Source organism: Slackia equolifaciens (genome assembly GCF_003725995.1).
Lineage (GTDB): Bacteria > Actinomycetota > Coriobacteriia > Coriobacteriales > Eggerthellaceae > Slackia > Slackia equolifaciens.
In genome coordinates, this window is sequence record NZ_QIBX01000019.1 from 41,873 (window position 1) to 61,838 (window position 19,966).

Annotated in this window: 14 protein-coding genes; 8 read left to right on the forward strand and 6 right to left on the reverse strand. The window is 58.6% G+C overall.

What is annotated here, in order from left to right; all coding sequences use genetic code 11:
* Positions 1-66 precede the first annotated feature (66 nt).
* The 4 genes from DMP06_RS09425 to DMP06_RS09440 form a co-directional block, all read right to left on the reverse strand.
* Positions 67-903, reverse strand: coding sequence for a transglutaminase family protein (locus tag DMP06_RS09425; protein ID WP_123209491.1), 837 nt, complete (start codon positions 901-903; stop codon positions 67-69).
* Positions 904-912: 9 nt separating this feature from the next.
* On the reverse strand, positions 913-1,599 hold the full coding sequence (locus DMP06_RS09430) for an alpha-E domain-containing protein (RefSeq protein WP_161957885.1): 687 nt from the start codon (positions 1,597-1,599) through the stop codon (positions 913-915).
* Positions 1,581-2,894: a circularly permuted type 2 ATP-grasp protein gene (locus tag DMP06_RS09435; RefSeq protein WP_123209493.1), complete on the reverse strand. Its 1,314-nt coding sequence runs from the start codon at positions 2,892-2,894 to the stop codon at positions 1,581-1,583. The genes DMP06_RS09430 and DMP06_RS09435 overlap by 19 nt, the downstream gene beginning before the upstream one ends.
* Positions 2,895-3,278: 384 nt before the next feature.
* A complete protein-coding gene (locus tag DMP06_RS09440) occupies positions 3,279-4,667 on the reverse strand; it encodes a helix-turn-helix transcriptional regulator (RefSeq protein WP_161957886.1) in 1,389 nt (462 codons plus the stop codon).
* 247 nt (positions 4,668-4,914) lie between these two features.
* Between DMP06_RS09440 and DMP06_RS09445 the strand changes: the two genes are divergently transcribed.
* Complete coding sequence (locus DMP06_RS09445; RefSeq protein ID WP_123209495.1) at positions 4,915-6,696, forward strand: FAD-binding protein; 1,782 nt, start codon at positions 4,915-4,917, stop codon at positions 6,694-6,696.
* 134 nt (positions 6,697-6,830) lie between these two features.
* On the opposite strand, the gene DMP06_RS09450 is transcribed toward DMP06_RS09445, so the two are convergent.
* On the reverse strand, positions 6,831-8,042 hold the full coding sequence (locus DMP06_RS09450; protein WP_123209506.1) for an acetate/propionate family kinase: 1,212 nt from the start codon (positions 8,040-8,042) through the stop codon (positions 6,831-6,833).
* Positions 8,043-8,776: 734 nt separating this feature from the next.
* On the opposite strand from DMP06_RS09450, the gene DMP06_RS09460 reads away from it, so the two are divergent.
* From DMP06_RS09460 to DMP06_RS09475, 4 genes are all read left to right on the forward strand, one after another.
* Positions 8,777-9,034 carry a DUF4160 domain-containing protein gene (locus DMP06_RS09460; RefSeq protein ID WP_123209507.1) on the forward strand — a complete coding sequence of 86 codons (258 nt, stop codon included), beginning with the start codon at positions 8,777-8,779 and terminating at the stop codon, positions 9,032-9,034.
* A gap of 5 nt (positions 9,035-9,039) precedes the next feature.
* On the forward strand, positions 9,040-9,510 hold the full coding sequence (locus DMP06_RS09465; RefSeq protein WP_123209497.1) for a DUF2442 domain-containing protein: 471 nt from the start codon (positions 9,040-9,042) through the stop codon (positions 9,508-9,510).
* A gap of 78 nt (positions 9,511-9,588) precedes the next feature.
* Complete coding sequence (locus DMP06_RS09470) at positions 9,589-10,068, forward strand: universal stress protein (protein ID WP_161957887.1); 480 nt, start codon at positions 9,589-9,591, stop codon at positions 10,066-10,068.
* A gap of 206 nt (positions 10,069-10,274) precedes the next feature.
* Complete coding sequence (locus DMP06_RS09475) at positions 10,275-11,495, forward strand: helix-turn-helix transcriptional regulator (RefSeq protein ID WP_161957888.1); 1,221 nt, start codon at positions 10,275-10,277, stop codon at positions 11,493-11,495.
* A gap of 74 nt (positions 11,496-11,569) precedes the next feature.
* Here the strand turns inward: DMP06_RS09475 and DMP06_RS09480 are convergent, their stop codons facing one another.
* Positions 11,570-13,222 carry an FAD-dependent oxidoreductase gene (locus DMP06_RS09480; protein ID WP_123209500.1) on the reverse strand — a complete coding sequence of 551 codons (1,653 nt, stop codon included), beginning with the start codon at positions 13,220-13,222 and terminating at the stop codon, positions 11,570-11,572.
* A gap of 391 nt (positions 13,223-13,613) precedes the next feature.
* On the opposite strand from DMP06_RS09480, the gene DMP06_RS09485 reads away from it, so the two are divergent.
* The 3 genes from DMP06_RS09485 (at position 13,614) to DMP06_RS09495 (ending at position 19,900) form a co-directional block, all read left to right on the forward strand.
* Entirely contained in the window at positions 13,614-14,273 is a 660-nt protein-coding gene (locus DMP06_RS09485; protein WP_123209501.1) for a TetR/AcrR family transcriptional regulator, read from the forward strand.
* A 162-nt stretch (positions 14,274-14,435) separates the two neighbouring features.
* Entirely contained in the window at positions 14,436-19,499 is a 5,064-nt protein-coding gene (locus tag DMP06_RS09490; RefSeq protein WP_245962469.1) for a 2-hydroxyacyl-CoA dehydratase, read from the forward strand.
* A 140-nt stretch (positions 19,500-19,639) separates the two neighbouring features.
* Entirely contained in the window at positions 19,640-19,900 is a 261-nt protein-coding gene (locus tag DMP06_RS09495) for a hypothetical protein (protein WP_123209502.1), read from the forward strand.
* Positions 19,901-19,966 lie beyond the last annotated feature (66 nt).

The window sequence follows — 19,966 nt, forward strand, 5'->3', positions numbered from 1 at the left end:
CCCGGCGTCTGGCTCAGTGAGAAGCCGGGGCAACACCGGGCTGCGGGCTGCTGTACGGGCGCTTGCCTACTGCTGCGACGCCTGGTCGAACACCTGCACCGCAACGCGCTGATCCTGGCGCGCGCCGCCGCGGAAGACGCCCGATTCAATGGCGCAGTCGGCAAAATCGCGCCCGTGCGAGAGCACGATGTAGGTGTCGTCGATGGGGCGGTCGTGTGTGGGGTCTATGCCGCGCCATTGCACGCCATCGTGCATTTCCACCCAGGCATGCGTTGCGCCTTCGCCCACGATGAGGCCGTTCACATAGCGCGCGGGAATGCCCAGCGATCGTAGCAGGGCAATCAACACGTGGGCGAAATCCTGGCACACGCCGCTTCCCAGGGCGAACGCTTGGGAAGCCGTGGTGGACACGTCGGTTACGTCCTTCACGTAGGCGAGGCGTTCGTGCACGGCATGCGACAGCGCTTGCGCGATGCTCCACGGCCCGCTTGCTTCCGCGGAGGCCTCCTGGGCGAACGCGCGCATGGCCGCATCGGCGGCGGCAAACGTCGAGGGGTTGGCATATATGGGGTGCGCGGACGCGCCATATGGCCCGCTTGCGAGGGGACCCTTCTCTGCGTTCTGCGCATCTTCGCCTTCGATGTGTGCCGCATCAACCACCACGAGCCCCGTCGAAATGAACGAGAACTCATCGTGCGCTGCCTCGATGCGCCCGATTTGCAGGCGATTGCCAAAGCCATCCGTCTGGTTGGCCACGGGCGTGCGCGGCGATATGATGGCTTGGCTGTCCATCACGGTCTGGCTAGGCGTGTTTTTGGGCAGGCAGCGCAGCACGAAGCTGTGCTCGCTCACCGGTTCGCTGAAATGCAGCGCGGTTTCGAACGTGAACGAAAGTATCTTCATGGGCGCTCCCTACCTGAAGATGCCTGCGATGTGCACCAGCAGCGCTCCGAGCTTCTCGTACGTGGCGCCTTCGGGGAAATCGGGCGCGAACACCGCGTCCACCACGGCCTTGAAATGGGCCTTGTCGTAGGGTACGCCGATGCGGTCGATGCGGCTTGCCAGTTTGTGCGTTTCCTGCGGCAGGCGGTCGAGGTGGTATGCCAGGCGCGTGTACAAATCCAGGCGCTCGATGCTGATGCCGCATTTGATGATGTTACGGGCGGCGTCATCGGCCACATAGTCGTCCACGCAGCCCTTGAACGCCATGATGTCGTCGAACACCAGCTGCAAATCCAAAAGCGGCGCATCGGAGGCTTCGGCGGCCTCGATGCTGTTCACGGCCATCTGCACATAGGCGATGCTTTCGGTGCCTATGACGTCGCGCAGGGTGACGGCGTTTCCGTACGCCGCATCCATGGCGTGCGCGATGGACGAGGTGTTGGCTTTGTTGAACAGGCAGTCGTTGAAAAACTCTATGGGGTCGTCGGTCTTTTCGTTAAAGCCCAGCTCTTCGAGCTGGCCTTTCCAGTTGCCCTCCGTGGAATCGAGGGCGGCGTCGTAGGTGGAGATGATGAAGCGCATGGTGGTGTAGGTGCGCTCCACGTAGCGTCCGAGCCACAGCAGGTGGTCAACCTTTTCTATCGAGAGAGAACCCATGTGTCCTTGAACCCCCCTCCTTGGGACGAATTGACAACGTTGGAGCCGGCTTCGCGCGCGTATCGCGTAAGGCCGCTCGGCCATACCTCGGTGCGCTCGCCGGACAGCACGAAGGCCCGCAGATCGGCCTTGCGCGGGACGAATTGGCCGCCTATATAGGTGGGGAGGCATTTGAAGTCGATGACCTCCTGCGCAATGAAGCGTCGCGGCTCGCGCTGGATGGACGCCTTGAGGGCGTCGAGCGCCTCGGGCGACAGCTCGTTTCCGAACACCACGCCGTAGCCGCCGGCTTCTGCGACGTCTTTAATGACCAGCTTTTCGGCGTTGTCCATGACATACGCCATGTCATCGGGGTAGAACGGCAGATAGGTGGGCGCGTTTTTGAGGATGGGCGTCTCTCCCAGGTAATATTCCACCATCTTGGGCACGAAGTAATAGATGCCCTTGTCGTCTGCCGCTCCGTTGCCCGGGGCGTTCAGGATCGCCACGTTTTCTGCGCGGTAGGCGCTCATGAGGTTGGGCACGCCGATCAGGCTCTCGGGGTTGAAGCACAGCGGATCGAGGAATTCGTCCGACAGGCGCCTGTATACCGCGCCGACGCGACGGTTGGCCGCGGCGTCCCGGAAGAACAACTGCTCGTTTTCCACGAACAGCTCGCTGGGCTCGGCAAGCACCGCGCCGGCCTTTTCTGCCAGGTAGGAATGCTCGAAATAAGCGGAGTTGAAGCGGCCCGGCGTGAGGATGACATTGATGCCGCCGCAGTTCACGGCGTCAAGAACGCGCTTCAGGCGCTCCCCGTAGTCGCGGTTGTCGCGGATATTGGTGTTGCGGAAGGTCTCGGCGTCGCAGCGCCGGCACAGGGTGCGCGCCACCAGGGGATACGATGCGCCTGAGGGGATGCGCAAGTTATCCTCCAGCACATACCATTCGCCGTCTTGGCCCTCTACCAGGTCGATGCCCGATATGTGGCTATAAATGCCCTTGGGCGGCACGATGCCCTCGCATTGGGGCAAATACCCGCTTGAGGCGAAGGCGAAATCGCTGGGAACCACCCCGTCTTTGATGATCTGCTTATCGCCATAGAGGTCTTTGAGATAGGCGTTCAAGGCGTCAACGCGTTGGATGAGCCCGCGTTCGAGGGCGTCCCACGCGTCGGACTCTATGATGCGGGGAACGGCGTCAAAGGGAAACAGGCGCTCGTTGAACACGCCGTTCTTGTATATGCCGAACTTCACCCCGTAGCGCGCAAGCTGCTGATTGATTTTGGGAGTGTGCGAAACCAGGCTTGTGTACATAGGCTCACGTCCTTTGCGCATGGGGATGGGCCCGCAACGCCTCGCGGCAACAAGGGCGCATGCCCCTATGCGGGGCGGGCGCAATGTGCTGCGAGATGTTGAAGGTATGTATGTAACAAGTATAAAGATTTGCGCGGGGTTTGAGGGCGACGCGAGGTCATTGAAACTCTGATTTTACGTGGGCGAACCAACTTTTCGGTGTCTTCATGTAAGCGGAGGTTTGCTCTCGTTCTGTTTGCCTATTGTGTCGATAAGTGCCCATGCGTACGGGAGTGCTGTCGCGACCAACGACGATGAATTCAAGCATGCAGAGGGTTCGGCGATAGAGCCTTGGTAAGGAGAGGATTTGTGGGCGAATGGCGAATATGGATGGTCGACGTCCGGCTAATTCTGCAGAATCTTAATACGTAACTCCTGCTTGCTGTGTACGCCGCACTTTGCATAAATATGCTTGCAGTGTGTTTTGACGGTGTTTTGGCTTACGAATAGCTCTTGTGCCACCTCTGCAATGGTCTTATTGCCAAGGAGGAGCAGGCAAATTTCCTCTTCGCGATGGGAAAGCCCGAACGTTCTTGCGGCATTGCGACAGAGGGCCTCGGTGCTTTTCTGGGAGGATTCGGGCCGATCGAGAGCCGAGCGAGAGATTCCCGAGGACGCCCATTGGCCAACTTTCGAATGCTCGGATAGCCAGAGGAGCACCATGCCAAGCGCAAGGATAAGTGACGCCGCAACAACAATTGCAATGCGCACATCTCCCGGAGTTTTGGCGAAGGAAAGGCTTGGAGCAAGGTAGCCTAAAAGTTGAATCCCTTCGGAGATGGCAAATCCCACTCCAAAAAGCCATTCGGAGGGCGTTGGGCCATCGTGTGACGCTTTGCAAAGAATACAGAAGGCAAACAGGCACAATCCCCAGTACGATGCATAGATGAGGTATCCGGGAATGCCCGAATGCGGAAACGCAGCCTGACCAAGAAACCCCATGCTGTATCCAGCGATCGAGCCCTTGAGCACATAGTCGAAGCTAATGCTTTTTGCAAGCAACACATAGGCCAGCGTTGCCGCACCTATGAGAATGAGTGGAATGGTCTGTTGTGTCATGGAGTGAGCCATGGGGGTTGCCGTGCCTGCTCCTGCGGAGAAGCCCGCCAGAGCCATGATGGCGATAGGACGCCATGGGTAGGTCGCCACGTGTCGGAGCTTTGAAGACGCGGTCGTGTTCACTTCGGGAAGTAGCAAGCTCAATCGCCATGCTCCCAGGCAAACGCTGGGCGAGGCAAACGCTACGATGGCCAGCCATTCGGGGCGCAGCCCAAGGGCTAGGAAAGCGCACAAGCCGGCACAAAGGCATGTTGCACATCCGTATAGAACGGACTTTTGTAGTCCCAGACAAGAAAACACATGCGCCCACAGTAAAAATGCCACTGCTTTGCCTATCCCCAAGAATGCTGCGCATGCGCAGGAGAACATAAGGTTTACATGGACGTTGAATCCTGCAAGCGTGAAGGGAATCGTTCCGATAGTAAGCATGACTGCAGTGGTTTGCCCGATGAAGCGCGTGTTGAGAAGCCGAAGCCCATTGAGCGAGGCCATGGCACAAATGATGAGTGCAAGCACTTCGGAAGCGAGCATAAAAGGAATGATGGGGGATATGGCGCCATCTTCAGTTGGGGGTAGAAGGGTACTAGAGAAAACGGGAACGAGCAGTATATAAGCAGAGAACAAAAGGCGTGTATGCCACACCATGTTTGCTGCCGTTGATATGATCCGATCCATCCTCTTCCTCCTTGTGATGCTGATTGTATCGCAACGTAAAGGCATAGCGTGTACTTGAGAAATATATGCAAGGCAATGCGCGAAAAACTAAGGGTGGGTGATGAATCGGGTGATATGTTGATCCTTGAATCACCCGCTTATACCACCAGGTCAGACGATGTATTCACAAAAATCGCGCTACAGTAGTGGCGTCGGAAAGTTGGCCTTCGGAGCATAAATCTCCAGGGCCGAAAACGCCAAGGAGGATATGATGGAAGCAATTGAAAACGGTATTTCTCGCAGGGGATTTCTCGGATTGGGTGCTGTTGCCACAGCGGTAGCAGGAATGGGGCTTGCGGGCTGTGCGCCTCAGACGACCGCCGAATCCAGCAAAGCTGATGCTTCGGGCGAAAACGATGCTGCATCCGGGATTCCTTCGTGGCTTGGCGAAGAGCCTGTGATTGACGAGTCCGAGATAGGGGAAACAGTTGAGACGGGTGTTCTTATCGTGGGCGCAGGCAATGCCGGCATGGCGTGCGCTGCAAGCTGCAGCGATCTCGGTCTCGATTTCATGGTGTGCGAGAAGAATGGTGCCGTGGAGGCAGCGCGCGGTTTTATTGGATTGGTCAACACTCATTGCACGCGAGATGCCGGCGTGGAAGTCGACGAGATGAAGCTTCTGAACGAGATTAGTAGGTATGCTTCGTTCAAGAACAATCAGGCGGTGGCAAAAACGTGGATTCGCGAGTCTGCGGAAGTTCTGGATTGGCTTGACGGAATCATGGAACCGCTCGGTCTTAAGGCAACGCTCTGCACTCACGAGCACTTGGGTGACGGCGGGACAGACTATTATATCCCCTGTATTTCGCATGTGTATGTCGCCAATCCCGATGTTGCCCCCGGATCTGATCTTGAGGCAGCGGGAAGTATAGACTTTCCTGTCGACTGGAGTCGTAATGCCCATTTGGAAGAGTACATCAAAGAGGCGGGGCATGAGGTTTCGTTCGGGTGTCGATTGGTAAAGATTGAGCGCGAAGAGAATGGTCGTGTGACGGGGGCAATTTTCGAAACCGACAGCGGCTATAAGCGCGTCAATGCTTCGTTAGGCGTGGCGCTTTGCACGGGAGGATACGCGGCAAACCCCGCCATGGTGCGCGCCCTGAATCCCATCCTCACTCAGTGCATTACGGGCAATGCATACACTCCGTCCACGACTGGCGACGGCATTAAGGCTGGCATCTGGGCAGGAGGCGTTCTCGAATCGGAGCCTGCTCCTATGATTTTTAATCGCGGCATGGTGATGCCGGGCGTGAATGCTGGCTATACCGACGATTCCGAAACAGCAACGTTCAACGGTACTATTGGGCAAAATGGCATTGGGTCGCAGCCCTTTATGAAAGTGAGTCGTCGCGGAAAACGTTTCGCAAATGAATCTACACCCTACGATGACGTGTGCTTCGCGGCAACCAATCAGGAAGGTGGCGTATGGTGCATGGTGTTTGACGCCAATGCTCCTGCCGATGTGAAGCGCTTTGCGACGATTGGCTGTTCGACTGGTGGAATGTGGATGGTCAACTTCGACAGCGTCGACGAGTGGATTGAGGGTATTTCTTCCATGATGGCTGCCGATGTCGAGCCCATCATGCGTGCTGATACGCTTGACGAACTTGCTGATAAGCTTGGTTTTGCAGGCGAGGACAAGGAGAACTTCCTTGCTGAATGTGAGCATTACAACGAAATGTTTGATGCTCAGAAAGACGATGAATTCGGCAAGGAAGCCTACCGTCTCTCCGAGTTGAGAACGCCCCCGTTCTACGGCGCGTGGTTTGGCGGGTCACTGCTTACCACGCTGCAGGGCTTGCGCATCGACGAGGATATGCGCGTACTCGATGCCAATCGTAAGCCCATCGAAGGCCTATTTGCGGCGGGTGATTGCTCGGGGTCGATGTTCTCGGGCAATTATCCCGAGCTGCTGGTGGCGTCTGCGTGCGGTCGCACGGTGACTTTTGGCCGTCATATTGCTCGCTATCTTGCCGGAGATCTTGACTAGCTAAAATGCACTCCCGTTTTGCCCGCTTTCTTCCCCTCCCACTTATAAGCGGCGCATAATAAAATGCCCTTGCGAATGCAGTCGTAAGGGCATTTTGCATATTGGGGGATTCTATTGGGTGATTTGCAATCGTGCTACATCCTTGAAACCAGGGCGTCGGTTTCGCGTGCGATACGGATTTCCTCGTCGGTGGTGACCACGCATATCTTGATGGGGGAGTCGTCGATGGAGATGATGCGGTTCACGCCGATGGCGCCCTCGACGTTGTTGCGATCCTTGTCCAAGATCATGCCCATGTGCGCAAGCCCCGCGAAGATCTTCTCGCGCAGCTCGGCGGAGTTTTCGCCGATGCCGGCGGTCATCACCACGGCATCGGTGCGGGTCATGGTGGCGTAGAATCCGCCGATGGCCTTCTGGATTTTGTATACGTACATGTCTATGGCGAGCTCGGCGTCCTGATTGCCTGCGTCGGCGGCTTCCAGAACCTCGCGCATGTCGCTGCTCACGCCGGATATTCCCAGCACGCCTGATTGCTTGTTGAGCAGCGCGTCAATTTCGTCGAAGGATTTGTGCTCGCGACGCATGATGTAGGTGATGATGGCGGGGTCGATGCTGCCGCTGCGCGTGCCCATCATCAGGCCTTCAAGCGGCGTGAATCCCATGGTGGTGTCGATGGACTTGCCGTGGTTAACCGCCGTGATGCTTCCGCCGCTTCCCAGATGGCAGGTGATAAGGCCCAGGTCGCGCAAGGGGCGGCCGAGGAGATTTGCCGCCTGCTGGGCGGCGTAGCGATGTGAGGTGCCGTGCGCGCCGTAGCGGCGGATGCGGTACTCGTCGTAATAGCGCATGGGGAGCGGGTACATATACGCTTTGGGCGGCATGGTCTGATGGAACGCCGTGTCGAACACGGCCACCTGCGGGGTTTGCGGCATGCGCTCGCGAAGGAGCGCGATGCAGGCATCCGCCGGCGGGTTATGCAGGGGCGCGAGCTCCTCGCATTTGAGGAGGTTCTCCCATGCCTCGTCGTCGATGAGGGTGGCGCGGGTGAAGTATTCGCCGCCCGCCACAATGCGGTTGCCGATGGCGTCTATCTGCTCCAGGCCGCTCACGGGCGATTCGGGGTCGTCTTCTAGCACGTCGAGCAGCTTCGCCAGGACCTGCTCGACGCGCATGCCGCCCACGTTGTAACGCGTCTTGTCGAAATCGGGATAAAACGACACGTTCATATAGGCGTCGTCGGATCCTACCTTTTCGGCCAGGCACTTCATCATGGACGCTTTGCCATCGGTTTCGATGAGTTGGCATTTGAGCGAGGAGCTTCCTGCATTGACGACAAGTACGCGCATAAGGCCTCCTTGGATGATGCGAATTGTCTCCGCCTTGCCGCTCTCTCCAAGGCGGGCGGCGGGGTGGCTGGTCTGCATAAATGATTCGGGAAAGTGTATGCGAAGAATTCGAAGTATTATCCAAGATGTCGGGGGAGGGCGTGCTTGTGCAGGCGGCTGGCATGGGATCGGGGTGAAAGGCCGGAGTGCTGTGCGGCGCCGTTTGCTACCGCTGGCGTATCGCTCGCAGCGGGGCATTGCGCACGATTCCGCCCAAAGCGAGCATGGGGACGAGATGATAGGCGACATGTGGTGTGGATGGGCTTTCATACAGGCTTTTTCGCTTCTTGGAGCGAAGGTCTGGCTGCATGAGATGGGCATCGCGCCATTCTGCCGGCATGAGCCACCGCTGTTTGATGGCGTATCCAGCAAGCAATTCATACGAGCGTGAGATTGTTTGGTCTACGAGTCGAGCAAGGTTCTTGTTCTTGTCTCCGTATTTGGCTATAATAAGAACAAATGTTCTATATATGGTTGAGCTATTCTCTAACTCTCTTTTAAGGAGGACAGCCTTTTCAGGGAGGCTGTCGTGGGTTTTTCCGTATCCTCATTTTCTTGTTCCAGAATGCATAAAAAATGCTACGCGTTTGCATTGGCGTGGGGAAGCCTAAGAAGGCCCCCGAATTGTTTTTCTAAATAATGTCGAATAAGTTATTAAAAATATGATTGCCAAAGTTATAATAAGGATGATAGCTATGCCGACGATTGCCATATTCGCAGGAATCATTATCAGAATGTACTTTTTGTCGGGCGAGCATAATCCGCCTCATGTCCATGCGCTGTATGGTGAGTATGCAGCGGCCATTGCCATCAAAACGCGTTCTTTACTTGATGGGCATCTTCCGCCGGGTGAGCTTGGAAAGGTAAGACGCTGGATGGAAGCGTACGAAGCGGAGCTTTTGGAAATGTGGGAAACGCAGCAATTCCGGAGGCTTCCCGCTTTAGGAAGGTAGGAGCGATGTTTCGCAAGATTGCTGCGGTGTACCCGCTTAGTCGCCTTCGGCTTCTTGTGTGGTTTACGGGGGGAGAGGCGAAAGAATACGACATGTCTCGTTTGGTTAACGAGGTGCCTGCGTTTGCTCCTCTCGCCGATGAAGAACTTTTTTCGCAGGTGAAGGTAGACGCAGGCGGGTATGGAATATCCTGGAACGACCGGATTGACCTTGCGTGCAATGAGCTGTTCGATAACGGTTGCGAGGTGGATATTCTCGAGCGAGAGAAGGCTCGGCTTCTTGCGGATGTCGCCCGTTCGCGCAAAGGAATCGGACTTTCTCAAGGGGCGGCAGGTGAGGCTTCGGGCGCTTCTCAGCCCGTTATTGCCCGGATGGAAACGGGGAGTGTGGCTCCGCAGCTCGACACCATCCTTAAAGTGCTCGGACCACTGGGAAAAACGCTCCATGTGGTGGATTTAGACGAAATAACTCGATAGTACTTTTCGCGGCGGCGCATGCCTTTCTGTGCGGCATATAATGAGGGAGTTCGTCTATTGCGAGAAAGCGAGAACGCTATGTTCAAGAAGATCATGGTTCCCTTCGACGGGTCCGACCATGCGCGTCGTGCGCTCGAGGTTGCCAAAGGGATGGTTTTGGAAAATTCCGAGACAACGCTTTATCTTGTGAGCGTGACCGCCTCCGCAGTGACGCAGTCGGTGAGCGGTACCGATGGCGGGCAGCAGATCGCGGGTGTGCCGATGTTCCTCGCCGAGAAGGAGGAGTACAAGCATCTGGTTGACTCCGTGCTCGACCAGCAGCGTCAAGCGTTGAGCGCACAGGCGGGCGATACCCTTGCTGATCTGGGCGATCGCGTGGTCGTGGATGTTGCCGTGGCTCCTTCGCCTGCGGAGGGCATCGTGAACTATGCCGAGAAGAACGGCTGCGACCTGATTGTTATGGGTCGCCGCGGCCTGGGCGCTCTGCGCGGCATGCTCGGCAGCGTAAGCTACGGCGTGCTTCATTCCGCCGATGTTCCTGTGATGACGGTGAAGTAGGGTCGTAAGGCACGCAAGGGTTCTTGATGGCGAGCAAGATTGAGCTAGCGGAAATACGTAGCATGCGGCCAAGGATGTTTGGCATCGCATTCTTTTTCGCATGGTGCCTTACGATGTTTTTCGACGCCGGTCATGCGCCTCACGACGCTTTTCTGTCTTTCGCGTCATGTGTGGGAAACGTTTTGGGTCTAGCCTGCATATGGGCGATGTCGGCTCGGTACGAGGCGCTTTATCGAAGCCGTTGGTTTTGCTGGGGTTCTGCCGTGGTTGTGGGGGCGGCCACTGTTTTCGTGGGGCTGGCAGGCTGCGTTGGTTCACCTCTGCCGAATGCGTTCTATGGAATCTGTGGCTTTCTGACCGGAATTGGTTCGTCGGGAGTCTCCGTTGTTTGGGGCTGCTATTACTCTGGCCTTGACCACCCCAAGGCGCTTCTGAGCGTATTGGGTTCGTGCGCGATGGGCGTCGCCCTCTATGCGGCGACCGCACTCCTTCTCCATTCTTTGGCCCTTATGGTTATGGGTGTCCTTCTCGTGTGCGGCGGCGTCATGTCGCATCGCTGCATCGTTCAGCAAGGCCCGGGGACCGTGCGCGGGCACACTGCGTCTTCCATGCGCGGCTTTGTAAAGCGGACATGGCGCGGTGTGATTGCCATGTTTGTGCTGGGGGTTGTGTTCTGGACGTTTTGGTTTGGCAGGATGCATTGGGGAGGCGGGATGGACTCCGTGCACCCCATTGCGTTTCTGATCGTTTCGGTATGCATGGTGGTCATGGCGTGCATCGGGCGTTTTAATACCGAGGTGATGTTGCAGGTATGTCTTGTAACCTCCATCTTGGGTGTGGCGATAACGTTCGGGCTTTCGTCGGATTTCGAGCCTGCTGGCCTCATGCTCTCGCTGCTTGCCTATATCTGCATGGATGCGTATCTCATAATCCTGCTTTGCGAAGGGGTGCGGGAAAGTGGATGCAACCCCGTAAGGGGATTTTCTCTTGGTCGTTCGGTCGATGCTACGGCGGTGCTGCTGGGCGCGGTGCTTTCTGCGGCGGCGGAACGATTTGGAGTTAATGAAAGTACCATGGCGTTTCCTCTTTTCATCATGGTTGCAGTTGTCGTTGCCATGAATTTGATGATGGATTCTCACTCGCGTTCTCGCTTGCGCGAATCTCAGGAAGAGGACGGGGCTGCCGCGAGCGCGGTCCTTTTCGCGCGTCGATGCAAATCGGCTATCGTCCAATACGGCCTTTCTCCCCGTGAGGCGGAAATAATGCTTCTGATTACGCAAGGCCGCAGCATACCTTACGTAGCGGATACGCTGCACATCGCACGCAGCACCGCAAAAACCCATGTGACATCGATGTATAAAAAGATGGGCGTGGCTAGCCGTCAAGAGATGCTCGACCTGATCGAATCGCTTCCGGTGGAGCAGTGAGCTTCTGCACGACAAAAGCCCACATGGATATGTGGGCTTTTGCGGAGGGGTGTAGTGGAGGGTATTTCGGGTGTTTACTCAACTCCGGCAAGGCGGCGTCCGAGGATGTAGCCAAAGGTCAGGCATCGGCCGGTGCTCACGCCAGAAATCTGATGCGGATACGTATCGTAGAACATCGATCCGGAAACGTTGCCGGAGGCGTACAGGCCGGGAATCGGATTGCCGTTGCGGTCCAATACCTCGGAATGCTCGTTGACGGTTAGGCCGCCAACGGTTGCGAGGAATGCCCCGCTTTCCTCCATGGCGTAATAGGGAGGGGTATCGAGCTTGATCAGGTAATCCTTGGGGGTCTGGAATTTGACGTCCTCGCCCGCTTCGCATGCGGCGTTCCATTCGTCAATGGTGTCCTGCAGCGTTGCCTCGTCGCAGCCGATTGCCTCTGCGAGTTCGGCAATGGTTTGGCATTCTACGGAGCTGTTAACGAACTTCTCGCACACTTCATCAATGTCGAACGCGGCAACTGCAGGCCCAAGGAGGGCTGCTGCGGTTTCATGCATCTTTCCGTCCATCAGGCAGAAGTCGTGGCCACCGCGCTGATACTGAATGGAGTTGGCGAGGAAGTTGAACGGAATGCCAATGTTGGTGAATCGCTTACCTGCATCATTGACGCGCATGGTGGGGAAGAGGGCGACCGAATAGAACGAACCGTCCTTGGCGCCAGAGTTGTCCACCATAACGGGATGCGGATAGTCATCCATGCCCGCGCCCACGGCGAGGCCCATGAGGTGTCCGTCTCCGGTGTCGGTGGTTGCGGGGTTGCACCACGCCCAGGCCATGCGATCGCGGGGACGTACGCATTTTTCCATCATTTCGGGATTGTATTCATAGCTTCCCGTTGCCAGCAAAACACCCTTCGAGGCGGTAATCTTGATATAGCCGTCTGCGCTCTTTCCGTATCCGCCTACGATTGCCCCGTTTTCATCTTGAATGAGCTGAACGCCAGGCGTCTCAAAACGCAGGTCAACGCCGTTGCTCAAGCAGAAATCTTGCACCATGTTGTAGGCCTCGGTATATCCGGCGGCGCCACCGCCCCACATGATGTAGCTTCCCGACCAGCGAAGTCCGTCAACGATGCGCTCGGGTTCGCCGGGGATAACCTCGCCGAGTTCGCCTTTGATGATGGTGTCTTCGAGCCACTCCGTCGCTTCGCCCGAGCGCTCGATGTAGGTACGCCAAATTTCTTCATTACAGCGATACTGCGATGCAATGCGGGCGGCGTAAATGACTTCTGTCGGGTCGATGGCGTGATCGGCTTCAGTGAGGAAGCGAGAATTGTAGTTGCCAAGTTGCGTGGCGTGGGCCGAAATCGCTGCGCCCTTCTCCAGAAGGACAACGTTCAGGCCGTTCTCGGATGCGGATGCTGCCGCCGACAGGCCAGCGGGGCCGGCGCCGAAGATGAGAAGGTCGCATTCGATTTCTTCAACGACCTCGTCGTCGGAGATGGCGCCATCCTCATAGGCAACTTCTCCTTCGGGGGCCATGGAGAGCGCGTTGAGGTCTTCGCGCACATAATAGCCATCCGACACAAGGCTGCTGGTTTCTTCGGCTGCCTGCTCTGTTGATGAGGACCCACTGGTCGAAGGGCTGCAGCCCGACAGTGCCGCTGCCGCCAAGGCGCCTGATGCCATGGCGCCCGCAAGGAACCCTCTTCTAGAAACATCTTTCATGATTTCCCCTTCCTTTTGACGTTTCAATAGGAGCTTGCGCTGTGTTTCGCAACGCTCTGTGGGCACGATATGCCGGTGGGGCGTTTTTCGGTATCCGCCAGAAACGCCAAAAGTGGTTAGATGCCATCCCCCAAATGGTATTGAAAGTGGTCAAGCCCCTGGAAAACGGCGAGAGAAGAGGGCGTTTTCAGCTATCTTGCGTATTGCGGATGTTTGACTTCTTCTTGATTTGCCATCTGCTACCTTTGCGGCTACAATACGCTTATTGAACAACGTGTTCATTATTGTTCAACTTGTTCAAGAAGCCAGGAAACGCTGGGATTTAAGCGCGCCGATGGCGCGGTTAGCGCGTTCGCGTCGACGCGTTCAGCGTTTGGAAGAAGGGATATGCATGGCATATTCATCCGTATCGGCGGTTGAGGTTTTGACCCGGGAAGATTCATTTGTGTATGCCGCCACCGATCCGCGTATCGCGCGCTCAAAAGCGGCGCTTCGCGAGGCTCTTATCGCTCTTATGGAGGAGCGCGGGCTTGAGGGCTTTACGGTGGGCGACTTGTGCACGCGCGCCGGCCTTAATCGAGGCACGTTCTACAACCATTTCAAAGACAAAGAAGACCTGCTCGCCTCTTTCGAGGACGAAGTGATGGAGGGGCTGGAGGCATTTCGCATCAAGATGCAGGAGCTCGAGATTCGCGATCTGCTGAAATACCGCGCACGCAAGCGCCCCCTTCCCGTGCTGGTTGAGCTGTTCGACTACCTGCGCAAAGAGGGCGATTTCCTTCATGCGGTGCTCGGCCCCGGCGGCGATGTGCGGTTCGGGCCGCGCCTGCGCGAAGTGGTGTGCGGCGGGCTCATCCGCTCGCTTCTGCATGAGCGCTACCGCGAGAGCGATGACGCATTCGTGGGGTACTACATCGCGTATTTCGCCGGCGCGTATCTGGGCGTGATCGACCAGTGGATTAAAACCGGCATGCGTGAAAGCTCCGAGGAGATGGCACTTGTGGCTATGCGCCTGTTTTTCATTAAGCCAGGTGAGGCCATTAAAATGTGAGTTCGCGATGCGAGCGGCGGGCTTTGCGTCTTGTTTGCGTCAGGCTTTGCTCTTTGGCACGGCCCTGCCGTTCGCGAAAAGCGGCTTGATTCGTGAGCATTGGATTGTGACCATTCCGGCCGATTGAGGCCATTGCATATTGAGCAACGAAGGATTCGCCCGATGGGCGAGCAGTGTAAGGAGAACGAAACGATGAGCGAAGAGAAGACCCTCGAAGGCGCCGCGCAGGAGAGTGGGACGGCCGTCCAGGTCGCCACGGGCGCTGCCGCCGATGAGCCTGCGGGTACCGAGCCGGTCGTGACCACGGTGGACGCCGACGTCGCGGCCAAGGCATCCGCCGCCGCGAGCGCCGCCTCTGAAGCGCCGCTCCACATCGGCGTGGACGTGGGCTCCACGACCGTCAAAGTGGCCGTGCTCGATGACGCCAACCAAATCATGTATTCATGCTACAAGCGCCATCACGCCGATATCCGCGCTACCATCGTGGAGGTGATCGAGGAGGCTGCCGAGAAATTCCCCGACACCCCCATGACCATCGCCATCACGGGTTCGGGCGGCCTGCTTCTGGCCCAGTGGCTGGGTATCGATTTCGTCCAGGAGGTCATCGCCTCCAAGACCGCCGTGGAAACGTTCATCCCGCAGACCGATGTGGTTATTGAGCTGGGCGGCGAGGACGCAAAGATCATCTACTTCGACAACGGCATCGAACAGCGCATGAACGGCACCTGCGCCGGCGGAACGGGCGCCTTCATCGATCAGATGGCGGCCCTGCTCGACACCGACGCGGGCGGTTTGAACGAGCTCGCCAAAAGCTATGAGACCATCTATCCTATCGCCAGCCGCTGCGGCGTGTTCGCCAAGACCGACGTGCAGCCGCTGCTCAACGAGGGCGCGCGCAAAGAGGATATCGCGGTGTCTATCTTCCAGGCCGTGGTCACGCAGACCATCTCGGGTCTGGCGTGCGGCCGCCCCATCCGCGGCAATGTGGCTCTTTTGGGAGGTCCTCTGGAGTATCTCTCCGAACTGGATAAACGCTTCTGCGAAACGCTGAATCTCGACGACGAGCACGCCATTCGCCCCGCCAACGCCCACCTGTTCGTGGCAAGCGGCGCTGCGCTGTGCGGCAAGACGTCTTCGCCCGAGCTTCTGTCCGATGTGCTCGATCGCTTGCGCAACCTGGGCGACATCCAGGGCTCAGAGGTTGTGCGCCTGCCCCCGCTGTTCGAGAACGAGCAGGAGTTCGATGCATTCAAGGCGCGCCATGACAAGGAAAAGGTCAAGCGCGCTGACTTGATGGAATACACCGGCACCGCCTACCTTGGCATCGATGCCGGATCGACCACGTTCAAGGCGGCGCTCATCGGGGAAGACGGCTCGCTTCTGTGGAGCTACTACGCCAACAACAAGGGCGACGTTTTGGGCACCGCCAAAAAGGCGCTGGCCGAGATGTACGGCGCGCTTCCGGTGGATGCCGAAACGGGGGAGCCGTTCGTGACCATCGGCCACGCCACGGTGACCGGCTACGGCGAGGGCTTGCTGCTTGAGGCCCTGCGCGTGGACTCCGGCGAGATCGAGACGGTGGCGCACCTGCGCGGCGCCGAGGAGATGCTGCCGGGCGTGGAGTTCATCCTCGATATCGGCGGCCAGGATATGAAGTGCCTGCGCGTGCGCGACGGCGTGATCGACCACATCATGCTCAACGAGGCGTGCTCCTCGGGCTGCGGCAGCTTCATCGAGAGCTTCGCCGCGGGCCTGAATCTTGACGTGACCGAGTTCGCCAAGACGGCCAATGCCGCTAAGAACCCTGTTGACCTGGGAAGCCGCTGCACCGTGTTCATGAACAGCCGCGTGAAGCAGGCGCAAAAGGAAGGCGCCACCGTGGGTGATATCGCTGCGGGCCTGGCTATCTCCGTCATCAAGAATGCCCTGTTCAAGGTCATCAAAATCCGCGATCCCCATGAGGTGGGCACCAAGGTCATCGTGCAGGGCGGCACGTTCTTGAACGACGCCGTGCTGCGCGCGTTCGAGCAGCTGGCCGAGGTGGACGCCGTGCGCCCCGACATCGCCGGCAACATGGGCGCATACGGCGCCGCCTTGCTTGCCCGCGATCGCTACGAGCAAGCGGTTCGCGCGGCCGAGCGCGCTGAACGTTCCGCCGCTCTACGAGCAGCGGAACAGCTCGACGCTGCGGCTTCCGCCGGCACCCAATCTGCGGACGCTGACGAAAGCTTGCGTGACGAAGCACGCGGCGCTTCCGCCATCGACCGCATCTCGGGCACCGGAGAAACCCTCGCTGACTCTTCCAAGCTTACAGTTAAATCCACGCTCCTTTCTCTGAGCGAGATCGAGGGCCTTAACCCTACGCATCGCACCATCCGCTGCAAGGCGTGCTCCAACCACTGCCTGCTTACCATCAACGATTTTGGCAAAGATCCCGAAACCGGCAAGCACCGCCGCTTCATCACGGGCAACCGCTGCGAGAAGGGCGCGGCGAGCGCCGGCGTGGCAAGCCAGGGCGCGAACGTGCCCAATCTGTACGACTACAAGAGCCACCGCCTGTTCGACTACGTGCCGCTGACCGAGGAAGAGGCCACGCGCGGCACGGTGGGCATGCCCCGCGCGCTCAACATGTATGAGAACTATCCGTTCTGGTTCACGTTCTTCACCAAGCTGGGCTATCGCGTGCTCATCTCCGACCCGTCCACCAAAAAGACCTACGAGGCGGGCATCGAGAGCATGCCGTCTGAGAGCGTGTGCTACCCGGCCAAGCTCTCCCACGGCCATGTGATGAACCTGCTGGACAAGCACCCCGACTTCATCTGGTTCCCCTGCAGCAAGTGGGAGCGCCAGGAGGACGAGGGAGCCGGCAACCACTTCAACTGCCCCATTGTGGCGAGCTATGCCGAGGCGCTGCGCCTGAACATCGACGAGCTGCGCGATTCCGACACGAAGTTTTTGAACCCGTGGCTGCCCTATGACAAGAAGGACGCCCTCAAAAAGCGCCTGTACGTAGAGCTGGTGGAGAACTTCCGCGATGCCACGTGCCGCAAGGGGACGGCGCCCACCCAGGCCGAGATCGACGAGGCCGTGGATGCCGCGTGGGCCGAGGACATGGCGTTCAAGGAAGACATTCGCGCCAAGGGCGAGGAAACGCTTCGCTGGATGGAGGAGACGGGCACGCATGGCATCGTGCTGGCCGGGCGCCCCTACCACAACGACCCCGAGATCAACCACGCCATCCCCGAGCTGCTCACCAGCTTCGGCCTTGCGGTGCTCACCGAGGATTCCATCGCGCACCTGGGCACGCTCGAGCGTCCCATTCGCCTGGTCGATCAGTGGATGTACCACACGCGCCTCTACGCGGCCGCCAAGGTTGCTACGCAGCGCAACGACCTGGATCTCATTCAGCTCAACAGTTTCGGCTGCGGCTTGGACGCATTGACCACCGACCAGGTGCAGGAGATTCTGGAGAGCGCCGGCAAGATTTACACCGTGCTCAAGATCGACGAGGTGTCCAACCTGGGCGCCGCGCGCATTCGCGTGCGCAGCCTGCTGGCCGCCCTCAAAGATCAGGCCGATCGCGAGGCCGAGGAGAAGCGCCCGCTTATGGGCTGCCCCACGGTGGCGTGCGGCCTGGAGTATCCCACCGAGGCCGCCGTGCCCGAGGACGAGATGCGCGAGCATGCGCGTCACGCCAAGGACCGCATGGACCGCAAGACCGGCGAGCATGAGGCCAAGGCCGCCCGTGCCGTGGCCGACAGCTTCAAGCAGCGCGAGGGCACGTCTACCGAGTTCGAGCGCGTGCAGTTCACCGAGAAGATGAAGGAAGAGGGCTACACCATCCTGTGCCCGCAGATGGCGCCCATCCACTTCGACCTGCTGATTGACATCTTCCAGCGCAACGGCTACAACCTGGAGCTTCTGCCCAGCGTTGACCACGGCGCGGTGGATGCGGGCCTGAAGTACGTGAACAACGACATCTGCTACCCGTCCATCCTGGTGACGGGGCAGATCATGGAGGCCGTGACCAGCGGGCGCTATGACACCGACAAGCTGGCCGTCATCATCACGCAAACGGGCGGCGGCTGCCGCGCGACCAACTACATCTCGCTGATCCGCAAGGCGCTCAAGGCGGCAGGCCTGGGACATATTCCTGTGATCGCGCTTTCGTTCAAGGACCTGGGCGAGCGCAACCCCGGCTTCAAGGTGACCGCCCCCATGCTCTATCAGGCGATTTACGGCATCCTCTACGGCGACTTGCTGATGATGGCGCTGTATCGCACGCGTCCCTACGAGGCGGAGCCCGGTGCCGCGCAGGCGCTGTTCGACCACTGGATGGCCGTGTGCAAGGCGCAGCTGAGGCGCGGTGTGAAGCGCAGCGAATGGAAGAAGACCGTGCGTCAGATCGTGGACGACTTCGACACGCTGCCGCTGGTAGGCGAGGGAACCAAGCCGCGCGTGGGCGTGGTGGGCGAGATCCTGGTGAAGTTCCATCCCACGGCGAACAACCAGATCGTTGACGTGATCGAGCGCGAGGGCTGCGAGGCCGTGGTGCCCGGGCTTACCGAGTTCTTCCTGTTCGGTATCGCCGGCTCCATCTTCCAGAAAGACCCGCTGGGCCGTTCCGCCAAGGGCGCTGCGGGCGCGCGCGTGGCGCTGGCTGCGCTCGACAAGATTCGCAAGCCGCTTAACGACGCTCTGCGCGATTCGGTGCGCTTCGAGCCGCCCGCGAACATCTACGAGCTTGCCGAATATGCGAGCGAGATCCTAAGCCTGTGCAACTCCATGGGCGAGGGGTGGCTGCTCACGGCCGAGATGGTCGAGCTCATTCGTACGGGCGCGCCCAACGTGGTGTGCACGCAGCCGTTCGCGTGCCTTCCCAATCACGTGGTGGGCAAGGCGGTTATCAAGGAGCTGCGCCGTCGCTACCCCGAAAGCAACATCGTGGCCGTTGACTACGACCCCGGTGCTTCCGAGGTGAACCAGCTCAACCGCATCAAGCTGATGATTTCGGTAGCCAAGGCCAATCTTGAGGCCAAGGAGGGCGAGGCGCGCGCCTTGCGCGATGTGTCTCGCGAGCTCGATGCCGCTGCGCATCGCGCCGATGACGGATGCGGGTGCGGGGGCTCTTGCACCGCCATAGAGGAGATGGTGGGAAACCTGGAAATTCAGGCCCGCACCATGTCTGAAGGCAAGGACGAGACCAAGAAGATCGTGGCGAAGTAACGCACACATGAAAACGGGGCGCATGCGAGGCTGTTTGCGCCCCTGAGCATTTTTTAAGACTGGCTTTCTCGTATACTGGGGCTCGTATTTCGCTTAAGGCTCAGGGCGCGTTTTGCGCCGAAGGGAAGGAGAGGCCGGCCATGCTGAAAAGACTTGCCTCGCTGGCGTTTAGCGTGCTTCTTGCATGTGGCTTGGTGCCGGCTGCGGCTTTCGCCCAGCCCGACGCGGCAGCCATGCATGCGGAGGAGTCCATGGGTCTTGTCGAGGGCTCGTATGCGGAGCATGAGGCTCTGGCGTATGTGGTAGACGATGCGCAGGGCGGCATCATGCCGTTCTCTTTGGATCGCGTGCCGAAAGTTGGTGTCACGGGCCGCTTTGAAGGAGAAGCGGCCATTGCCTAGAATCGATCGTTGCGAAGGTAACCGATTCGAGAGAAAGGCAACGGCCACCATGGACACTCTACAGGA

What these genes read in the sequence shown, in the direction of transcription:
- DMP06_RS09485 (WP_123209501.1), top strand. Translation starts at nt 13,614, where the DNA reads ATGGCATATTCATCCGTATCGGCGGTTGAGGTTTTGACCCGGGAAGAT.
- DMP06_RS09440 (WP_161957886.1), bottom strand. Translation starts at nt 4,667, where the DNA reads ATGGATCGGATCATATCAACGGCAGCAAACATGGTGTGGCATACACGC.
- DMP06_RS09490 (WP_245962469.1), top strand. Translation starts at nt 14,436, where the DNA reads ATGGGCGAGCAGTGTAAGGAGAACGAAACGATGAGCGAAGAGAAGACC.
- DMP06_RS09495 (WP_123209502.1), top strand. Translation starts at nt 19,640, where the DNA reads ATGCTGAAAAGACTTGCCTCGCTGGCGTTTAGCGTGCTTCTTGCATGT.
- DMP06_RS09470 (WP_161957887.1), top strand. Translation starts at nt 9,589, where the DNA reads ATGTTCAAGAAGATCATGGTTCCCTTCGACGGGTCCGACCATGCGCGT.
- DMP06_RS09465 (WP_123209497.1), top strand. Translation starts at nt 9,040, where the DNA reads ATGTTTCGCAAGATTGCTGCGGTGTACCCGCTTAGTCGCCTTCGGCTT.
- DMP06_RS09425 (WP_123209491.1), bottom strand. Translation starts at nt 903, where the DNA reads ATGAAGATACTTTCGTTCACGTTCGAAACCGCGCTGCATTTCAGCGAA.
- DMP06_RS09460 (WP_123209507.1), top strand. Translation starts at nt 8,777, where the DNA reads ATGCCGACGATTGCCATATTCGCAGGAATCATTATCAGAATGTACTTT.
- DMP06_RS09435 (WP_123209493.1), bottom strand. Translation starts at nt 2,894, where the DNA reads ATGTACACAAGCCTGGTTTCGCACACTCCCAAAATCAATCAGCAGCTT.
- DMP06_RS09430 (WP_161957885.1), bottom strand. Translation starts at nt 1,599, where the DNA reads ATGGGTTCTCTCTCGATAGAAAAGGTTGACCACCTGCTGTGGCTCGGA.
- DMP06_RS09450 (WP_123209506.1), bottom strand. Translation starts at nt 8,042, where the DNA reads ATGCGCGTACTTGTCGTCAATGCAGGAAGCTCCTCGCTCAAATGCCAA.
- DMP06_RS09445 (WP_123209495.1), top strand. Translation starts at nt 4,915, where the DNA reads ATGATGGAAGCAATTGAAAACGGTATTTCTCGCAGGGGATTTCTCGGA.
- DMP06_RS09480 (WP_123209500.1), bottom strand. Translation starts at nt 13,222, where the DNA reads ATGAAAGATGTTTCTAGAAGAGGGTTCCTTGCGGGCGCCATGGCATCA.
- DMP06_RS09475 (WP_161957888.1), top strand. Translation starts at nt 10,275, where the DNA reads ATGTCGGCTCGGTACGAGGCGCTTTATCGAAGCCGTTGGTTTTGCTGG.